The organism is Flavobacterium sp. (assembly GCF_043780635.1).
In the GTDB taxonomy this organism is placed as follows: Bacteria; Bacteroidota; Bacteroidia; order Flavobacteriales; family Flavobacteriaceae; genus Flavobacterium.
Genome location: NZ_JAYWCK010000102.1, coordinates 1 through 17985 on the forward strand (window position 1 = coordinate 1; position 17985 = coordinate 17985).

Here is a 17985-nt window from a genome sequence, read left to right on the forward strand (position 1 = left end):
GAATAGAAATAACGAGAGGAATCCGGGGTGTGAATTTCGTCTATAAGAACAATTTTTCCTTCTTTGGTTTTACCAAATTCATATTTGGTATCTACCAAAATCAATCCACGACTCGCAGCGATTTCTGTTCCTCTTTGGAATAAGGCTCTTGTATATTTTTCTAAAACCAAATAATCTTCCTCACTAACAATTCCTTTTGATAGAATATCCTCACGCGAAATATCTTCGTCGTGTGAACCGTTATCTGCTTTTGTTGTTGGAGTAATTATAGGTGTTGGAAATTTATCATTCTCTTTCAGCCCTTCTGCCATTGTTACTCCGCAAATGGCTCTTTTTCCTGCTGCATATTCGCGAGCAGCGTGACCTGAAACATAACCACGAATCACCATTTCGACCTTAAAAGGTTCACATAAATGTCCAACAGCCACGTTAGGATCAGGTGTTGCAATTAACCAATTGGGAACAATGTCTTGAGTCAGTTCCATAAATTTAGTAGCAATTTGGTTTAGAATTTGCCCTTTATACGGAATTCCCTTTGGTAAAACCACATCAAAAGCCGAAAGCCTATCGGTAGCAACCATAACCAAAAGCTCGTCGTTAATATTATAAACCTCCCTTACTTTGCCTCGGTAAACTGATTTTTGATTGGGAAAATTGAAATTCGTACTTGTTATTGTGTTCATCGTTGTAGTGATTTGATGTGTTGTTTTATGAATGCAAATTTAGGAATATTTTCAAGGTAATAAACACTAATTCTGTTTTGATTTTATATTTCAAAGTGAATTATGACAATAGTATTTTCGTTAAATATTTTGCCACGCCATCATTTTCATTGGAAGTAATTACTTCTAAATGTGAAAGTTTACTTTTCAAACTTTCGACAGCATTTTCCATAATCAAAGCTTTTCCTGAAGAAATAAGCATTTTTTCATCATTGAAACCGTCTCCAAAAGCGATGGATTCCTCAAAAGTAAAATTTTCTTTTTCTAAAATTTTCAAAATTGCAATACTTTTATCTACTGATTTATCCATAAATTCCAAACAAAACGGAAGACTGAATGCGTGACTAAAATCATCCGAATGGTCAACCAGAATTCTGTCCTTTAATTCGACTAATTTTTGATGATCATTATGAGTGAAAAAAAACTTTATAGCACTTAAATCTTTAATTGCATTAAAGTCAACAATTTCATTCGGATAATTCATTACCGTTTGAAAACTGTTCAACTTTTTATTTTCCTTATTGGATTGCCAAACTTTTTCTTTAAATAATACGGTTGTAATCTCTGGATCAATATCTAAATCCAAAACAGATTTTATGGCATCACTGTTTATGTCAAAAGAATACATCAATTCTTTTTCAGGTGAATGAATCCGACCACCGTTTGATGTAACCAAATAAACTGGGCAGCCCAACTCTTCTACAATAGGCAACGCATCGAGATGATGACGGCCTGTGGCTACAATTATTAAATAATTCTCGTTATGAAGTTGTTGAAAAATAGCTTTAGTAAATGGGGAAATTTGGTGTTCGTTGTTGAGTAATGTTCCGTCTAAATCGCTTATTATTACTTTAATATTTTCTTTTTTAATCATATTTTAATCTCCATTTTAAGAAAGACAAATTTATTCTATTCTGAAGAGATAAGCAAAGGAAAAAAAGTACATTCAGAAATATCAGTTACCGATAGTAATTCATCTTAAAACATATCTTCTAATAACGATATTAAATAGCCTGTATCCCAAAAATCTTCTTAAGTATTTCATCAGGTTTGCATCAAAACCTATTGAATATCGTCTGAATTTCTTTGAAGGATTTTCTGCTATTTTATAGATTTTTTCAACAATTATATCAGTTAATTTATGATTATCATTTGTCTTTTCGCTCATTATATTATTAATACTGTCCATCATCACGGTATAAGAATCAATAGATGACACTTCGCATTTTGAAACATTCTTCTGAAAATTAGTTGGTGTATTCCCAAATTGTACTGTACAAACACTGATGTTAAAATCCAATAATTCATAAGCCATACATTCCGAAAAACTCTCAACAGCTTTCTTTGTTGAATGGTAGAAACTCCCCAAAGGCAGATTTACCAGGCCTGCAATAGACGAAATATTGATAAACTGCCCTTTGTTTTGTTCTCGAAAATGCGGAATAAATTCTCTGCAGACTTTTACTACTCCAAGCCAATTGACATTAACTATTGCTTCAATCTTAGAATCTTCTGACAATTCTACAAAACTCCTATAACCAACACCTGCATTATTGACGACTATATCAATTGATTTAAAGTCATTAAGAATAGCTGTTTTTGCCTTTGTAACACTTTCATGATTAGTAACATCTAGTTCGTAACATTTTATATTAGGAATATCCTTAAAAACGTCCGCTTCTTTTAAACTAATCATCGTGGCAATGACATTCCAACCTTTTTTAGAAAAATGAATTGCAATTTCTTTACCTAATCCTCCTGAAGCTCCTGTAATTAGTATGCTTTTCATTTATTTGTGACTTTGAAACGCTATAATGAATTTAAATCTTTGTACCTCACTATTGTACTAGCCTTTATAACTTTGTGACACATTTAATCGTGATTTTCAATCTGCTTATAAGCATCAATCACTTTTTTAACTAATCGGTGACGAACAATATCTTTATCGTCAAGATAAACAATTCCTATTCCATCAACATCTTTCAAAACTAAAATGGCTTCTTTTAATCCGGAAATAGTTCTTCGAGGTAAATCGACTTGGCCGGGATCGCCGGTAATCATAAACTTAGCACTTTTTCCCATCCGAGTCAGGAACATTTTCATTTGAGAATGAGTTGTATTCTGGGCTTCGTCAAGAATTACAAAAGCATTATCCAATGTTCTTCCGCGCATAAATGCCAAGGGTGCTATTTGGATAATTCCTTTCAAAATATAATCTTCCAATTTTTCGTTGGGCAACATATCGCGCAAAGCATCATACAAAGGTTGCATATAAGGGTCTAGTTTTTCCTTCATATCACCAGGAAGAAAACCGAGATTTTCTCCTGCTTCAACCGCTGGACGAGTTAAAATTATACGTTTGACTTGTTTTTCTTTCAAAGCTTTTACTGCCATGGCAACACCGGTATATGTTTTCCCGGTTCCGGCTGGACCCACAGCAAAAACCATATCGTTTGTGTTCATCATATCAACCAACAATTGCTGATTTGGCGTCATAGCTTTGATGATTTTTCCGCCCACGCCATGAACCAATATTTTGTCGTGGCCATACGTCTTAGCGTCTTCCTGTGCGGTACTTTGAATAACGCGCTCAATCACATTATTGTCAATGTTGTTGTAGCGGGTAAAATGAAGCATCAAGCGATTGAAGCGATTTTCAAACTCATCCAGGACTTCTTTTTCGCCAAAAGCCTTCAGGGTGGTTCCTCTGGCTACAATTTTCAATTTGGGATAGTACTTTTTAATCATTTCAAGATGAGTGTCTTGAGCGCCCCAAAAATCTTTTGGAGCGATGTCTATGAGCTCGATGATTCTTTCGTTCAAATGGAATAGTTTAAATTATTAATTAATCGCTGATAATTATTAGCTTTGCATTTCTCAAATTTAATAAGTTTTAGGTTTAGTTTCCTTTTTATTTATAAACAATTTTATGTCAATAATTACCCTTACCACCGATTACGGCTTGAAAGACCACTTTGTTGGCGCGTTGAAGGGGAAAATTTTATCGGAATATCCCGAAGCCTCGATTATTGATATTTCGCATCACATTGACGCATTCAACACAGTAGAAGCAAGTTACATTATTGGAGCCTCGTATTCCAGTTTTCCAAAAGGCACCGTGCATCTCATTGGAGTGGATATGGAATCCAACAAAGAAAACCAACATATCGTGATGCAATGGAACGATCATTATTTTATTGCAGCCGATAATGGCATTTTGAGTATGCTATCCCAAAAAATTGTTCCCCAAAAAATAGTTACCATAAACATTCACGATCGTTTGCCTAATGATGCTGCAGATTTGGACGTTTTCGTCAAAGTCGCTTGTCATATTGCCAAAGGCGGTTTGCTGAACGTTATTGGCAAAGAAATAAAAGCCGTCAAACAAGTAACCGATTTGCAGGCTGTTGCCGCCAATGATGGAAGTTCTATAAAAGGATACGTGATTTATATTGACCATTTTGGGAATGTGGTGACCAATATTTCCAAAAAACAATTCTTGGAAGTCGCCAAAGGAAGACCTTATGAAATTGTATTACGAACCAAAAATATCAAAACGATTCTACCAAATTATTCTGCAATTGCGAGTTCTGATAAATATCCGATAAAGTATTATGAAGGCGAAAAATTGGCAATTTTCAACACGGCTGGTTTTCTGGAAATTGCCATTTTTAGAAGCAATCCGTCGAAAGTGGGTTCCGCAAATAGTTTGTTGGGGTTGAATTATAGGGATGTTATCAATATAGTATTCAGTTAAAGTAAAAAAATATGAGATTAAGAATAATTGAAACAAATTTTACAACAAAATACAATTGGCTTTTTAAATTATTCGATGAAAACGAAAATGATTTTTATATTATGGATCAATCTTTTTATGAAAGTCAAAATTTAAAAAGTCCAATTACTAAAAAAGAATTAGATAATTATGACAGAGGTCAATGGATAACAGCAGTTGTTCGGCTAATAGATGATAGAGGAATTGTAGTTGAAATATAATTAATACCCGTTTCCTTCCAAAGTATTTGGTATTATAATTAAAGTAATCCACAAATCAATTATAATTAGAATAAGCTATAATCTAAATCAAAGACAATGTTCATACGAATAGTAAAAATGTCCTTCGCCGAAGAAAATATTCCAGCTTTTTTGGAAAATTTCGAAATAATAAAAGAGAAAATACGAAATGCGCCGGGAAACCGTTTATTGGAACTATATCAGGACAAAAGCAACAAATGTATTTTCTTTACCTACAGTTATTGGGAAGCAGAAGAAGATTTGGAAAATTACAGAAAATCGGAACTTTTTAACGAAGTTTGGACATTTACAAAGAAATTATTCAACGATAAGCCGGAAGCTTGGAGCGTTGATAAGTTAGTTTCACTAACTTAAATTATGAATTAAAAATTACGAATTACGAGTTGTAGATTTGGAGAACAAATTACCAAATTACCGAATAAACAAATTAACTTAAATGAAATCAATAGTAGTTAGAGAAATAAAATCCTTTTTTGGTTCGCCAATTGGTTATTTGGTGATTGCCGTTTTCCTGATTGGAAATGGCTTATTCCTTTGGGTTTTCGAGGGAGAATATAATATTTTGAACAGCGGTTTTGCCGATTTGAGTCCATTTTTTACATTGGCGCCTTGGATTCTGATTTTCCTGATTCCTGCCGTGACGATGCGCAGTTTTTCGGATGAAAAGAAGCAGGGAACATTGGAATTGTTGTTGACAAAACCCTTGAGTATTTGGCAAATCGTGAACGGAAAATTTCTGGGATTGATGTTGTTGATTGTAATGGCAATTATTCCAACCTTTATATATGTTTGGGTCATTTCCAGTTTAGGTTCACCCGAAGGCAACATCGATATGGGCAGCACAATGGGTTCTTATTTTGGATTATTGTTCCTGATTGCAGCCTATTCCGCGATTGGAATCTTCACTTCTACCCTATCCGAAAATCAAATTGTGGCGTTTATTGTGTCGGTATTTTTGTGTTTCTTCTTTTATTTTGGATTCGAAAGTGTGGCAACAATTTTACCAAGTTTTCAAAGCAAAATTTCAAGCATTGGAATGCAGGATCATTTCAAAAGTATGAGTCGTGGCGTGATTGACACTCGGGATGTTATTTATTTTGGGAGCATCACGGTCTTGTTTCTTTCATTTACTGTTTATAATTTAAAATCCATTAAATCGTAATGACGACTTCCAATAAAAATAACTTGAAATCTTTACTGAGTATTATTACGTTTACATTATTTTTGAACGTTTTAAGCAATGGTTTTTTTCATCGTTTTGATTTAACAAAAGACAAAAGATATACACTTTCATCCGCTTCTTTGAATATCATCAAGCAAGTGCAAAGTCCGTTGTACGTAAAAATCTATTTGCAAGGCGATTTACCTGCTGAATTCAAGCGTTTGCAAAGCGAAACCCGAGATTTATTTGAAGAGTTTCGAGCCTATAACAAGAATATTGTTTTCGAATTTGTTGATCCTTTGGAAAACAAAGACGAAAGTATGGACAACATCAAATCTTTGTATCTAAAAGGCCTCACACCAATCAACATAACCGTTGACGACAAAGGAAAACAATCACAGGCAATGGTTTTTCCTTGGGCGATTGCAGTTTACAACAACAAGGAAGTAAATATTCCTTTGTTGAAAAATATAATGGGCGCTTCAATTACCCAAAAAGTAATTGGTTCGGTGCAACATCTGGAATATTCCATCGCCGATGCCATCAATAAAATCACCAAAGAAAAGCAGAAGAAAATAGCCGTAATAAAAGGAAACGGTGAACTTCAAGACGTTCAGATTGCCAAATTTCTGATGCAGGTTCGCGAAAGCTACCACATTGGGCCATTTACTTTGGATTCGGTGACACGAAATCCAATGGGAAGTTTGGAAGCTTTGCAAAAATACGATTTGGCAATTATTGCGAAACCTACAGAAGCGTTCACTGATTCCGAAAAACAAGTCTTGGACCAGTTCATCGTCCATGGTGGAAAAACCTTGTGGTTAGTTGACCAAGTGAATATGGAAATGGACAGTTTATACAATGATTCCGGAGCTACTTTAGCCTATCCTCGAGATTTGAATTTGAATGATATGTTCTTTAAATACGGGTTTAGAATTAATCCTGATTTGGTTAAGGATGAACAAGGAAGTCCAATAAAATTAGCTACTGGTGATCCTGGAAGCGCCGCTCAATTTCAGGAATTCAATTGGAAATTTTCGCCTCAGGTGTATCCAATTAGTAAGCATCCAATTGTGAAAAACCTGGGTGGAATCAAATTCGATTTTGCCAATCCTATTGATACTTTAAAGAATGGAATTAAGAAAACCGTTTTGTTGCAATCTTCACAATATTCGAAGAAAATAGGTTCTCCTGTCGAAATTAATTTGAATAGTGTTGCGGAAGAAACTTCGCCAAGTGATTACTTAAACAAGGGAAATATTCCGCTTTCGGTTTTGCTGGAAGGTTCATTTCATTCGGCGTTTGAAAATCGAGTTTTGCCTTTTGACCAAAAAACATTTGAAGCCAAAGGAACAGCCAATAAAATGATAGTGGTTTCGGACGGAGATTTGATACGAAACCAATTGGATAAAAACTTCCAACCCGTAGAATTGGGTTATGACCAACGCTCCGGAAACTTATATGACAACAAGGATTTCCTAATGAATTGCGTTAATTATTTGCTCGATGACAATGGACTTATTAACATTCGAAGCAAAGATCTAGATTTGCCATTATTGGATAAAGAAAAAGTTTACGAAAGATATACTCTAACACAAATCCTAACTATCGGGCTTCCAATCTTTATTTTAGGGCTTTTTGGAGCTTTATTTACCTTCCTTAGAAAAAGAAAATACGGGAAGTAATGTTAATAAAAAAAATTTTATTCTTAAGATAGTTTACGATATATTTGTAGACCGTATCGTATTTTGAATATAATGACAAAGTAAATACCAAAAAATAAAACAAAACAGATGAAATTTATAGTATCGAGTTCGTACTTATTAAAACAATTACAAGTTTTAGGCAGCGTTATCAACAGTAGCAATACTTTGCCTATTTTAGATAATTTCCTATTTGAATTAGACCACAAAGCCTTAACCGTTTCAGCGTCTGATTTAGAAACCACAATGTCAGCCACTTTAGATATTGATTCTACCAGTAAGGGAAGCGTTGCAGTACCTGCAAAATTGCTTTTGGAAATCCTTAAAACCTTTCCGGAACAACCATTGACTTTCACCGTTGAAGAAAATAGCACAATAGAAATTAGTTCTAATTCAGGAAAATATGCTTTGGCTTATGCTCCGGGAGAAGAGTTTCCAAAATCAGTGAACTTGGACGAACCTTCGGTAACTTTGGTTCCTGCTGATGTTTTGGCAACAGCCATCAGCAAAACAATCTTTGCTGCCGGAAACGATGATTTGCGTCCGGTAATGTCTGGTGTTTTCTTCCAATTCTCTCCACAAGGATTGACTTTTGTTGCGACCGATGCTCACAAATTAGTGAAATATGCACGAACAGATGTAACGGCTTCGCAAGTAGCCGATTTCATTATGCCAAAGAAACCTTTGACTATATTGAAAAATATACTTGGCGCTTCGGATGCGGAAGTAAAAATTGAATACAACGATTCGAATGCTACTTTTTCTTTCGATAATTATATATTAATGTGTCGTTTGATTGATGGAAAATATCCAAACTATGAAGCAGTAATTCCTAAAGAAAATCCAAATAAATTGATGATTGATCGTTCTCAATTCTTGAGTTCTGTTCGTCGTGTTGCGATTTTCTCTAACAAAACCACGCACCAAATTCGTTTGAAAATTGCTGGTGCAGAATTGAATATTTCTGCTGAAGATATTGATTACTCTAACAAAGCGGAAGAGCGATTGACTTGTGATTACCAAGGTGACGATATGCAAATTGGGTACAACTCCCGTTTCCTTACCGAAATGTTGACCAACCTTCAATCGGATATGATTATGCTTGAAATGTCATTGCCTAACAGAGCCGGAATTCTTACTCCAGTTGATGGATTAGAAGAAGGCGAAACGGTAACTATGCTCGTTATGCCAGTAATGCTAAATAATTAACTAACCAAACCTTTTTTTTATATTTAAAAAGCCCCAATTTCGATGAAATTGGAGCTTTTTTTTATTCGTGCATCGCCAAAACCGGAATGTCTAGCCTATTCGAAAATTTCTGAGTTAAACTAGGTTTAAACAATTCAACGAAAAAGTTTCTTTTATATGTAAGCATTGCCAATACATCAATATCTTTGAATAAAACAAAATCTAGGATGGTATCCGCCACATTATCACTTGGAATTATTGAGAATACAACTGGCTCATCTTTAAACTCTTCTTCCCAATGTTTTAAGGTTGCACTTGAAACATCAGAATTATTCGTTTTCACATACAAACACCTTATTTTGGCATTCATTTTTTTTGCAATTTTCAGCACGTCTTTAAGTGCTTTTTTATCTTTAGCTCTGTAGCGGGTTGTAAAACCAATAGTTGAAATTTTCTCGAATTTTGCTTCCAGAGGAACGCTCAACACAGGAACATCGACTGCAGTTAAAACATTACCAGTATTCGTTCCCAAGAAAAACGCTTCCCATCCCGTTGCGCCTGAAGTCCCCATAACAATAAAATCTATTTTCTCTTCCTTGATTGCTTTTTTAATATTGTAAAGCAAACTACCATCCATCAATCTGTGACTCATTTTTATATGATCCAGATTTCGTTCTTCGGCAATGGAATGAAGCTTTGGAATTTCATCTTTAAACATATCAAATTGAGATAACTGAAGGGAATCAAAAATGACATTATAATTTTCCGGGAAAAATTGGTTGTCATAAATTGGGAGTTCGAATGTGTGCAATAAAATCAATTCTCCTTTAACAATTTTTGCAAATTCCAAAGCGTGAACAAAGGCATTAGTTGCAACTTCGGAAAAATCAGTGGGAAACAAAATCTTTTTCATTTTTATGAAGTTTAAGTTATTTCATACCTTAAAGGTACGCAAAATATATAAATTAACAATCGTTAGTATCAGATGTTTATGATAACTTTAATACTAAAGAAAACCTTCGAAATATTAAAATTTGATACTTATTTAGATTTATTACCTTTACAACCTAGAAGAAAAAATATGTTATATAATGATTCCATTGTTGCACTTGCCACTCCTTCAGGTGCTGGAGCAATCGCCATAATTAGAATCTCTGGCGAAGATGCCATTACTATTGGAAATTCAGTTTTTCAATCTATCAAAAGGAAGGATTTGACAAAACAAAAGTCGCATACCTTACACCTGGGTCACATTATCGATAATCAAAAAACATTAGACGAAGTTTTGGTTTCCATTTTCAAAGGACCCCATTCTTATACAGGCGAAAATACCATCGAAATTTCCTGTCACGGTTCTACTTATATCCAGCAACAAATTATTCAATTACTGCTTCGAAATGGATGCCGAATGGCTAACCCGGGAGAATTTACACTTAGAGCATTTTTAAACGGTAAACTCGATTTATCACAAGCCGAAGCTGTCGCTGATTTAATTTCATCGGATAATGAAGCTTCTCACCAAATTGCGATGCAGCAAATGCGCGGTGGTTTTTCTAACGAAATTGCCAAACTACGCGAAGAATTACTGAATTTTGCTTCACTCATCGAACTTGAACTGGACTTTGCAGAAGAAGATGTTGAATTTGCCGACAGAACCCAATTTCACGAATTATTAAATAGAATTGAATTTGTGTTGAAACGCCTGATTGATTCTTTTGCCGTGGGTAATGTTATCAAAAACGGTATTCCCGTTGCTATTGTGGGTGAACCCAATGTGGGAAAATCTACGCTTTTGAATGCTTTGCTGAATGAAGAACGCGCTATTGTTTCGCACATTGCGGGAACTACACGGGATACAATTGAGGACGAATTGGTTATTGGCGGTATTGGTTTTCGATTCATAGATACAGCAGGAATCAGGGAAACGGAAGACCATATTGAAAGCATTGGAATCAGAAAGACTTTCGAAAAAATAGAACAGGCGCAGGTCGTGATTTATTTATTAGACAGCAGTTTGCAGTCGGCAGATGGCAGTTTGCAGATGAACCAAATAGAAATTGAAAAGATAAAGAATCAGTTTCCTTTGAAACCTTTACTGGTTGTTGGAAATAAATCGGATTTGCTTTCTGAAAAAGAGGCTGATCATTTGAAATCTGAAATCCATAACCTCAACTTAATTTCGGCCAAAGAAAATATTGGAGTTGAGGAGTTGAAAAACCAGTTACTTTCGTTTGTAAATACGGGCGCTTTGAGGAATAATGAAACAATCGTTACCAATACGCGTCATTATGATTCCTTGCTAAAAGCCTTGGACGAAATCCAGAAAGTAAAATACGGTTTACAAACCAATCTTTCCAGCGATTTAATGGCGATTGATATTAAAGAAGCCTTGTATCATTTTGGAATGATGACGGGACAGGTTACAAATGATGAACTTTTAGGTAATATCTTTGCTAATTTCTGTATCGGGAAGTAATTCTATAAAAAATAAATTATTCTATAAAAAAAGGGCTTAGCTAAACCGCTAAGCCCTTTTTAAATATTACAGCTTACTGATATAATTTCCAAACAAATCCTTGAACTGATAGCCTTCAGTCAATCTTTCTTTGCTCAGTTTATTGTATTCTACCAATCCCCAGAGGATGAATTCTTTTATAAAATAGCGGTCTTCTTTTTCCAGTTGTGGCTGGTATTTCTTGATTAATACTTCAAGTGGTGCAATACTATCCAAAATGGTTTTGTATTCCTCATCCGAAGCATCGTCTAATAATTCGAAACCGCTTTCGGCAAAAAACCATTCTAAGATATCCGAATAAGAGGTTTTCTCTCCCTGCTTTTCGAGTTTTTCGATTTTAGGAAAATAAGCTGGGAAGAACGTATGAATCGCATCGCCAATTAAATGCTGGGCCACAATGGCTGCTCCCTCCTGCTCTCCTTCATAAACCAACTCTACTTTTCCGGTAATGGAAGGAATAATTCCCATAAAGTCGGACAAGCGTAAGCTGGTTTTATCTACTCCTGATTTTAAGGCGCGTCGCTCTGCGGTACTCAACAAATTTTCAAGAGCCGTAATGCTCAGTCTCGCACTTACGCCACTTTTGTTGTCAATATATTCACTCTCTCGGGCTTCAAAACTGATTTGCTCCAATAAATCTCTGGCCAAAGAAGGTACGTAAACCAAATCGCTTTGAATAGCATCCAATTTAGCTTCCTGTTCCGTTATGGTTCGGGCGATTTTGATGGTTTCCGGGTAATGCGTTAGGATTTGGGAGCCTATTCTGTCTTTTAAAGGTGTTACAATACTACCTCGATTGGTGTAATCTTCCGGATTTGCTGTAAAAACAAATTGCATATCGAGGGGCATTCTTAGTTTAAATCCTCGAATTTGAATGTCGCCTTCCTGCAAAATATTGAACAAGGCCACTTGAATTCTGGCCTGTAAATCGGGTAATTCGTTGATGACAAAAATACTGCGATTCGCTCTTGGAATCATCCCAAAATGAATCACGCGGTCATCAGCATACGACAATTTTAAATTGGCGGCTTTTATCGGATCGACATCGCCTATTAAATCGGCAACGGTGACATCTGGCGTAGCGAGTTTTTCGAAAAAACGCTGACTTCGGTGCAACCAGGAAATGGGAGTTTCATCGCCTTTGGCTGCAATTAAATCCTTGGCAAAACGAGAAATTGGATTCAACGGATCGTCATTAATTTCGGAACCGGTCACAAACGGAATGTATTCGTCTAATAATTCAATCATTTTGCGCGCCAATCTAGTTTTGGCTTGACCACGAAGCCCCAACAAATTGATGTTATGTCGTGATAAAATAGCGCGTTCTAACTCTGGAATTACGGTATTCTCAAAGCCGTGAACGCCTTCGAATGTAGGTTGTCCCGACTTTATTTTCTCTCGCAAATTATGACGTAATTCGTCTTTGATACTTTTACTTTGATATCCTGATTTTTTTAATTCGCCTAGTGTGTTTATGTTATTCATTTTCATCTTTTTATTATTAATTCTATTTTTAAACCGTTAAGAGATCAAGTCTCATTAAGTTGTTTTTGTTGTTATTGTTGTTTGTCTAACTCATTTTAATAATTAAGAAAAAAAGACTCCTTTTGTCATTTCGACGAAGGAGAAATCACATAATGTGAGCAACTGATGAGATTTCTCCCGTTGGTCGAAATGACAAAGTATTATTTAATCCGCTTCTTTCTATTGGTTTCATAGTCCTCAAAAATCATTTCGCCTAATCCTTTTAATCCGGTATAGAAAGCTTTCCCTTGGTTTGCTTCGGTAAATTTATTTACGAATTGCTGTAAATATGGATCTTTGGCAATCATAAAAGTAGTTATTGGAATGTGTAATTTTCGGGCTTGTTGGGCTTCGTTGTAGCATTTATCGACAATATATTCGTCAAGGCCATTGCTATTCATATAATAAGTGCCGTCTTTTTCGCGGACACAACTCGGTTTTCCGTCGGTAATCATAAAAATTTGTTTGTTGGTGTTGCGCTTTCTTCGGAGTAAATCCATCGCCAGTTGTAAACCCGCAACGGTATTGGTGTGAAAAGGCCCCACTTTTAAATACGGTAAATCCCTAATGGCAATCGTCCATGCATCATTTCCGAAAACGAGAATATCCAAGGTGTCTTTTGGATAACGCGTGGTAATTAATTCGGCCAAAGCCATCGCCACTTTCTTGGCAGGCGTGATCCGGTCTTCGCCGTATAATATCATACTGTGGCTGATATCAATCATCAGAACCGTGCTCATTTGCGATTTATATTGGGTTTCTTCGACAACCAAATCATTTTCAGTAAGCATAAAATCGGCCACACCATTATTGATTTGGGCATTTCGCAAACTTTCAGTTAAGGAAATGCGTTCGAGTCCATCACCAAAATGAAACTCGCGAAATTCTCCGGTATGTTCGTCGCCATTTCCAGCGTGTTTTGTTTTATGATTCCCGCTTCCGGAACGTTTTAAATTACCAAAAATATTGTCCAAGGCTTGTTGCCGAATTGCTCGTTCCGTTTTAGCAGTAATCCCAATTCCTGAGGTTCCGTCGTCTTTGAGTTCTTCCCTGATATACCCTTTTTTCTTTAAATCTTCGATAAAATCATCAATTGTATAGTGTTCATCGGTAAGTTTATATTCCTTGTCCAATTCTCGTAACCAGTCGATGGCTTCGTCAAAATCGCCCGAAGTGTGAGTGATTAACTCCTTGAATATCGCAAAGAGTTTCTCAAACGGAGACTGGAATGGTGCTTCGTATGTCTTGAAATAAAATCCTTTTTTGATGGTGTTTTTCATAGGTTTTAAAAGTACATCATTTTAAAAAGAACCAAAGCCAAACATATATTAATTTTTAGTTAAAAGCTTTTTCCTTTTATTGGGGATTTTTTTAATTTCAATAATTGAAAAATACACTTAACTGGAGATGGTAAAAATTAAAAAACAAACTGCCTGTAATTTATACTAATTTTAAATTAAAACTAACTGAAAATCAGTAACTTTATGATGTTATTTATTGTTTGTTTTAATACATTTTATTATGTTTAACGAAATCCTTAAAGACAGAATTGAAGCGGGTTTGTTGCTTTCGGATAAATTAATAAAATATCAAAATAGCAACACAGTGATTCTTGCTGTTCCCAGAGGAGGAGTTCCTGTAGGGTATGTAATTGCCAAAAAATTATACCTTCCGCTTGACATTGTTCTTTCCAAAAAAATACCCCACCCATTGAACAAAGAATTTGCCATAGGTGCAGTATCATTAGACTCAATGATTATTGATGAACGTCTTACTATTCCTAACCACTACATTAATGACGAAATTATTCGACTCAGAAAATCACTACAAGAAAAGTATGAACTCTATAAAGGCAATCAAAAACCTCTTGATATAAAAGGGAAAAATGTCATTGTAGTTGATGATGGAATTGCAACAGGAAACACCTTGCTTGCAAGTATAGCAATGTTACGAAAAAAAAATCCTGAAAAAATAATAGTTGCCGTACCTGTAATCCCTTATGACAGAATTAAGATATTCCAACAAAAAGCTGACGAGTTTGTTTACCTGATGGCCCCAACGTATTTTAGCGCCGTGGGACAATTTTACGAACAATTTAGTTAGGTTGCAGACGAGGAAGTGATTCAGATATTGAGAGAGGCAAATTCCATCACAACGAAAATGAATTAAAGTTAATAGTTAAAAAGGTTCATTATGAAAACCGTAGAAATAGAAATTCCTTTATTATCGATACACTTAAAAGGTGATTTGGTGATTCCTGATAATGCAATCGGAATTGTTGTTTTTGCGCACGGAAGTGGCAGCAGCAGGTCCAGTCCCAGAAATAAACTAGTGGCAGAACTAATGCAACAACAAGGAATAGGAACTTTATTGTTTGATTTACTTACGGAAAAAGAAGATCAAAATTACGAAAACAGATTTAATATTGATTTATTAGTAAGCCGTCTGATTGAAGCTACGGAATGGCTGACACAAAATAAAGTGGCAAAAGGTTTGCCAATAGCTTATTTTGGGGCTAGTACAGGAGTAGCGTCGGCAATGAGGGCAGCTGCCTTTTTTGGAAAAAATATTAAAGCCGTAGTTTCTCGTGGAGGTCGTCCAGATTTAGCTTTAAGCGTATTGCACTTAGTAACAGCGCCAACATTATTAATCGTGGGACAACTTGATGTGCCTGTCATAAAAATGAACAAGCATGCTTTTGACCAATTGCTTTCGATAAAAGAGATGAAAATAATTCCTGGAGCTTCTCACTTATTTGAAGAGCCGGGAAAATTGATGGAAATTGCTGAATTGGCTATTCAATGGTATAAAAAATACTTACCTATTGAATAAAATATTCTAATCCTCAATAGAACTTTCAATATTTTCAAAAGTCAAACCTTATTCCCTCTTACATTTAAATAGGCTATTTAGACTAAATAAAAAAAGTTATTAACACAATGTATTGATAATCAGTAATTTTATTAACTTTAACAAGTTATTAACCAAAAAAAATATAGTTAAATATGAAAAAAATTATTTCGATTGTATTGTTGATGGCTGTTTGCATCACTTACGCCCAAAAGAAAACGAATGGAACTATTTATGTAGAGCATCCTGCGATTGTTACAGTAGAAAACTTTACCAAAGCTTTTGTGAGTGGTGACGCTGACAAAGTATCCAGTTTTTTAGCTGATGATTTTAAATCTTATGATGGGACAAGTACCAATAAGAATGATAAAGGAGAGGATAAAGACTCCTATGTAAAAAGTGTGAAGTTTTGGAAAGATAATATTGATTATTTAAGCATATCAAGATCTCAAGGCTCTTATCCAGATGCTTTAGAATATAAAGATGCCAATCAAAAAGATTTAGTCTGGGTTCAAACCTGGGAAGATGTAAAAGGGGTGCATAATAAAACAGGAGTTAAAATTGATATGCCTATGCACCGGTTGTACACAGTAGATAAAAACAATAAAATAAAAACAATGATTAGCTATTCCAGCAGTAGCATTGGAGATGAAATTGGCAGTAGTTATGCGGATAGAAAAAATGGAGAAATTTATAATCACCACGAATATATCAATTCTGTAAGGAAAATGATTTATGCTTTTGAAAATAAAGATTTTGAAAAAGCTTATAGTTTCTATGATGATAAGGCACGGTTTATTGATAATAATGCACCAATAGGAACCAGTATATCTCTAACAGAACAAAAAGCAAATGATCAAAAATTTTTAGAAAAATTCGATATTATCAGCATTGATGTTTCAGGATATCCTGACTATTTGCATTACGAAATGGGAAATATGAGCGTTGTTCAGTCTTGGTGGACTTATAGATTAATCAGAAAATCAGATAAAAAGAAAATAAATTTGGCTGTATTGTTTCTTGATAATTTTGATGATAAAGGCAAAATTATTTCTGAGAATTCTTATTATAGTGAAAATATGCTAGACGCGAAATAAACTTTTGTACTAAAATTAAAAAAAGCCGAAACAAGTTGTTTCGGCTTTTTAGTTTGTATCTGTTTTGAAATTTATACTCAAAATCTAATTCATTGTAATAATTTTTTGGTGCAATTGATTTAATAACACCTGATATCTGCTTATTTCTATCAAGTCCTCATCATCAGCAGAATGATCAAGTAATTCATCCAGTAAATCACTTACTTCTACCAATTTATTATTTGCCTCTTTGTTTTGTTTAGCAGCAATTAAATCAATGATTTCCTGAACTCTGATTTTAAAATCCGTGAATTTATTCTTTTCCATATTATAAATTATTTGGCTCGGAAGTGTTATTCTCGTTGAATTTTTTCACAATTAGCTTTAATTTTTCTTTGCGAAGTACTTTGGCAGCTTTAACTTTATCTTGTTCTTTATGTAACTTATCATTGTGCTTTTTGATATTCCTCTCGTTGTTTCTTCCCATTATATTTCTCTTTTTATTTCTTCCAACGTTTTATTGGTGAAAATTAGTTCATTAATTATTTTTTGACGCAAAACATTCAAATCTTCATAATCAAAATGCTTTGCCCATGACGTTAAATTCAATAGATTTCTGATTTGTTTTATTCTTTTAGTAGTTTCAAAACTAGTGCGAAGGATTGCTTTTTTATCATAAACGGGATTATTTTTATGCTGATAATTTACGATATTTCGACTGTAATCTGCCTTAATATAATACAGTTTCTCCAAAGCATTGTCTGGATAGAACTCAGCCCAAGTGGCAAAACCTAGTTTTGTTTTAGAAGGTGTTTCGGGTTCTAATGGTTCTAATCTCCATTTACTATTAGCCAGTCTTCCCCAGTGGTTTGACAAACGATACATCCCTTTTTTGGTATAATAATAACAACTTCCCGATTTGCTTTCAAATTGCAAAGGTAATTTTTCAATGGCATTCCCCTCCTCTTCTTGAAAAACACAAAAAGTATTTTTAAAAGAATTAGGATTGGGACGAAATGACTTTTCCATTTTGCAAAGATAATCACAAAGTGCAGAACAGTGCAAGACAAATATTATTTGATTAACTTTGCACTCAGTAATTTTATTAAATCAGATTAATTATGACTAAGTCTTCACAAGAAAAAATGCTTCAAAAAGGAGTTTATACAGGAATAATGGAACAAGACGAAAACAATAACTTTTTTTGTGG

At 34.7% G+C, this 17985-nt stretch carries 20 protein-coding genes; 10 read left to right on the top strand and 10 right to left on the bottom strand.

What is annotated here, in order from left to right; translation table 11 throughout:
- The 4 genes from ACH2BV_RS09385 to ACH2BV_RS09400 all read right to left on the bottom strand — a co-directional run.
- A partial coding sequence (locus ACH2BV_RS09385) for a phosphoribosylaminoimidazolesuccinocarboxamide synthase (RefSeq protein ID WP_395050466.1) occupies window positions 1–683 on the bottom strand: 683 nt, incomplete at its 3' end.
- 100 nt (window positions 684–783) lie between these two features.
- Window positions 784–1596 carry a Cof-type HAD-IIB family hydrolase gene (locus tag ACH2BV_RS09390; protein WP_395050467.1) on the bottom strand — a complete coding sequence of 271 codons (813 nt, stop codon included), beginning with the start codon at window positions 1594–1596 and terminating at the stop codon, window positions 784–786.
- Between the two features lie 99 nt (window positions 1597–1695).
- The gene (locus ACH2BV_RS09395) at window positions 1696–2511 is read right to left on the bottom strand and encodes an SDR family NAD(P)-dependent oxidoreductase (RefSeq protein WP_395050468.1); all 816 of its coding nucleotides are present in this window, start codon (window positions 2509–2511) and stop codon (window positions 1696–1698) included.
- Between the two features lie 83 nt (window positions 2512–2594).
- Window positions 2595–3545, bottom strand: a complete 951-nt coding sequence (locus tag ACH2BV_RS09400) for a PhoH family protein (protein WP_395050469.1) — start codon at window positions 3543–3545, stop codon at window positions 2595–2597.
- Window positions 3546–3651: 106 nt separating this feature from the next.
- Between ACH2BV_RS09400 and ACH2BV_RS09405 the strand changes: the two genes are divergently transcribed.
- From ACH2BV_RS09405 to dnaN, 6 genes are all read left to right on the top strand, one after another.
- Window positions 3652–4479 carry an S-adenosyl-l-methionine hydroxide adenosyltransferase family protein gene (locus ACH2BV_RS09405; protein ID WP_395050470.1) on the top strand — a complete coding sequence of 276 codons (828 nt, stop codon included), beginning with the start codon at window positions 3652–3654 and terminating at the stop codon, window positions 4477–4479.
- Window positions 4480–4490: 11 nt separating this feature from the next.
- Window positions 4491–4718: a hypothetical protein gene (locus tag ACH2BV_RS09410; RefSeq protein WP_395050471.1), complete on the top strand. Its 228-nt coding sequence runs from the start codon at window positions 4491–4493 to the stop codon at window positions 4716–4718.
- Between the two features lie 96 nt (window positions 4719–4814).
- Complete coding sequence (locus ACH2BV_RS09415; protein WP_395050472.1) at window positions 4815–5111, top strand: putative quinol monooxygenase; 297 nt, start codon at window positions 4815–4817, stop codon at window positions 5109–5111.
- Between the two features lie 82 nt (window positions 5112–5193).
- Window positions 5194–5919, top strand: coding sequence for a gliding motility-associated ABC transporter permease subunit GldF (gene gldF, locus ACH2BV_RS09420; RefSeq protein ID WP_395050473.1), 726 nt, complete (start codon window positions 5194–5196; stop codon window positions 5917–5919).
- Window positions 5919–7604, top strand: a complete 1686-nt coding sequence (gldG, locus tag ACH2BV_RS09425; protein ID WP_395050474.1) for a gliding motility-associated ABC transporter substrate-binding protein GldG — start codon at window positions 5919–5921, stop codon at window positions 7602–7604. Before gldF ends, gldG begins: the two co-directional genes overlap by 1 nt.
- 108 nt (window positions 7605–7712) lie before the next feature.
- Entirely contained in the window at window positions 7713–8831 is a 1119-nt protein-coding gene (gene dnaN, locus ACH2BV_RS09430; protein WP_395050475.1) for a DNA polymerase III subunit beta, read from the top strand.
- Window positions 8832–8892: 61 nt separating this feature from the next.
- Here the strand turns inward: dnaN and ACH2BV_RS09435 are convergent, their stop codons facing one another.
- Entirely contained in the window at window positions 8893–9723 is an 831-nt protein-coding gene (locus ACH2BV_RS09435) for a universal stress protein (RefSeq protein WP_395050476.1), read from the bottom strand.
- 168 nt (window positions 9724–9891) lie between these two features.
- On the opposite strand from ACH2BV_RS09435, the gene mnmE reads away from it, so the two are divergent.
- Complete coding sequence (gene mnmE / locus ACH2BV_RS09440) at window positions 9892–11286, top strand: tRNA uridine-5-carboxymethylaminomethyl(34) synthesis GTPase MnmE (RefSeq protein ID WP_395050485.1); 1395 nt, start codon at window positions 9892–9894, stop codon at window positions 11284–11286.
- A gap of 66 nt (window positions 11287–11352) precedes the next feature.
- Here the strand turns inward: mnmE and ACH2BV_RS09445 are convergent, their stop codons facing one another.
- On the bottom strand, window positions 11353–12816 hold the full coding sequence (locus ACH2BV_RS09445) for an AAA family ATPase (RefSeq protein ID WP_395050477.1): 1464 nt from the start codon (window positions 12814–12816) through the stop codon (window positions 11353–11355).
- A 194-nt stretch (window positions 12817–13010) separates the two neighbouring features.
- A complete protein-coding gene (locus ACH2BV_RS09450; RefSeq protein WP_395050478.1) occupies window positions 13011–14129 on the bottom strand; it encodes a VWA domain-containing protein in 1119 nt (372 codons plus the stop codon).
- Window positions 14130–14370: 241 nt separating this feature from the next.
- Between ACH2BV_RS09450 and ACH2BV_RS09455 the strand changes: the two genes are divergently transcribed.
- The 3 genes from ACH2BV_RS09455 to ACH2BV_RS09465 all read left to right on the top strand — a co-directional run bounded on the left by ACH2BV_RS09455 (window position 14371) and on the right by ACH2BV_RS09465 (window position 16796).
- Complete coding sequence (locus tag ACH2BV_RS09455; RefSeq protein ID WP_395050479.1) at window positions 14371–14952, top strand: phosphoribosyltransferase; 582 nt, start codon at window positions 14371–14373, stop codon at window positions 14950–14952.
- Between the two features lie 90 nt (window positions 14953–15042).
- Window positions 15043–15681, top strand: coding sequence for a dienelactone hydrolase family protein (locus ACH2BV_RS09460; RefSeq protein ID WP_395050480.1), 639 nt, complete (start codon window positions 15043–15045; stop codon window positions 15679–15681).
- 173 nt (window positions 15682–15854) lie between these two features.
- Window positions 15855–16796 carry a nuclear transport factor 2 family protein gene (locus tag ACH2BV_RS09465; RefSeq protein WP_395050481.1) on the top strand — a complete coding sequence of 314 codons (942 nt, stop codon included), beginning with the start codon at window positions 15855–15857 and terminating at the stop codon, window positions 16794–16796.
- Between the two features lie 84 nt (window positions 16797–16880).
- On the opposite strand, the gene ACH2BV_RS09470 is transcribed toward ACH2BV_RS09465, so the two are convergent.
- The 3 genes from ACH2BV_RS09470 to ACH2BV_RS09480 are packed head-to-tail and all read right to left on the bottom strand — an operon-like array spanning window position 16881 to window position 17804.
- A complete protein-coding gene (locus ACH2BV_RS09470) occupies window positions 16881–17102 on the bottom strand; it encodes a hypothetical protein (protein ID WP_395050482.1) in 222 nt (73 codons plus the stop codon).
- Between the two features lies 1 nt (window position 17103).
- Entirely contained in the window at window positions 17104–17262 is a 159-nt protein-coding gene (locus tag ACH2BV_RS09475; RefSeq protein ID WP_395050483.1) for a hypothetical protein, read from the bottom strand.
- Entirely contained in the window at window positions 17262–17804 is a 543-nt protein-coding gene (locus ACH2BV_RS09480) for a hypothetical protein (RefSeq protein WP_395050484.1), read from the bottom strand. Before ACH2BV_RS09480 ends, ACH2BV_RS09475 begins: the two co-directional genes overlap by 1 nt.
- Between the last annotated feature and the right edge of the window lie 181 nt (window positions 17805–17985).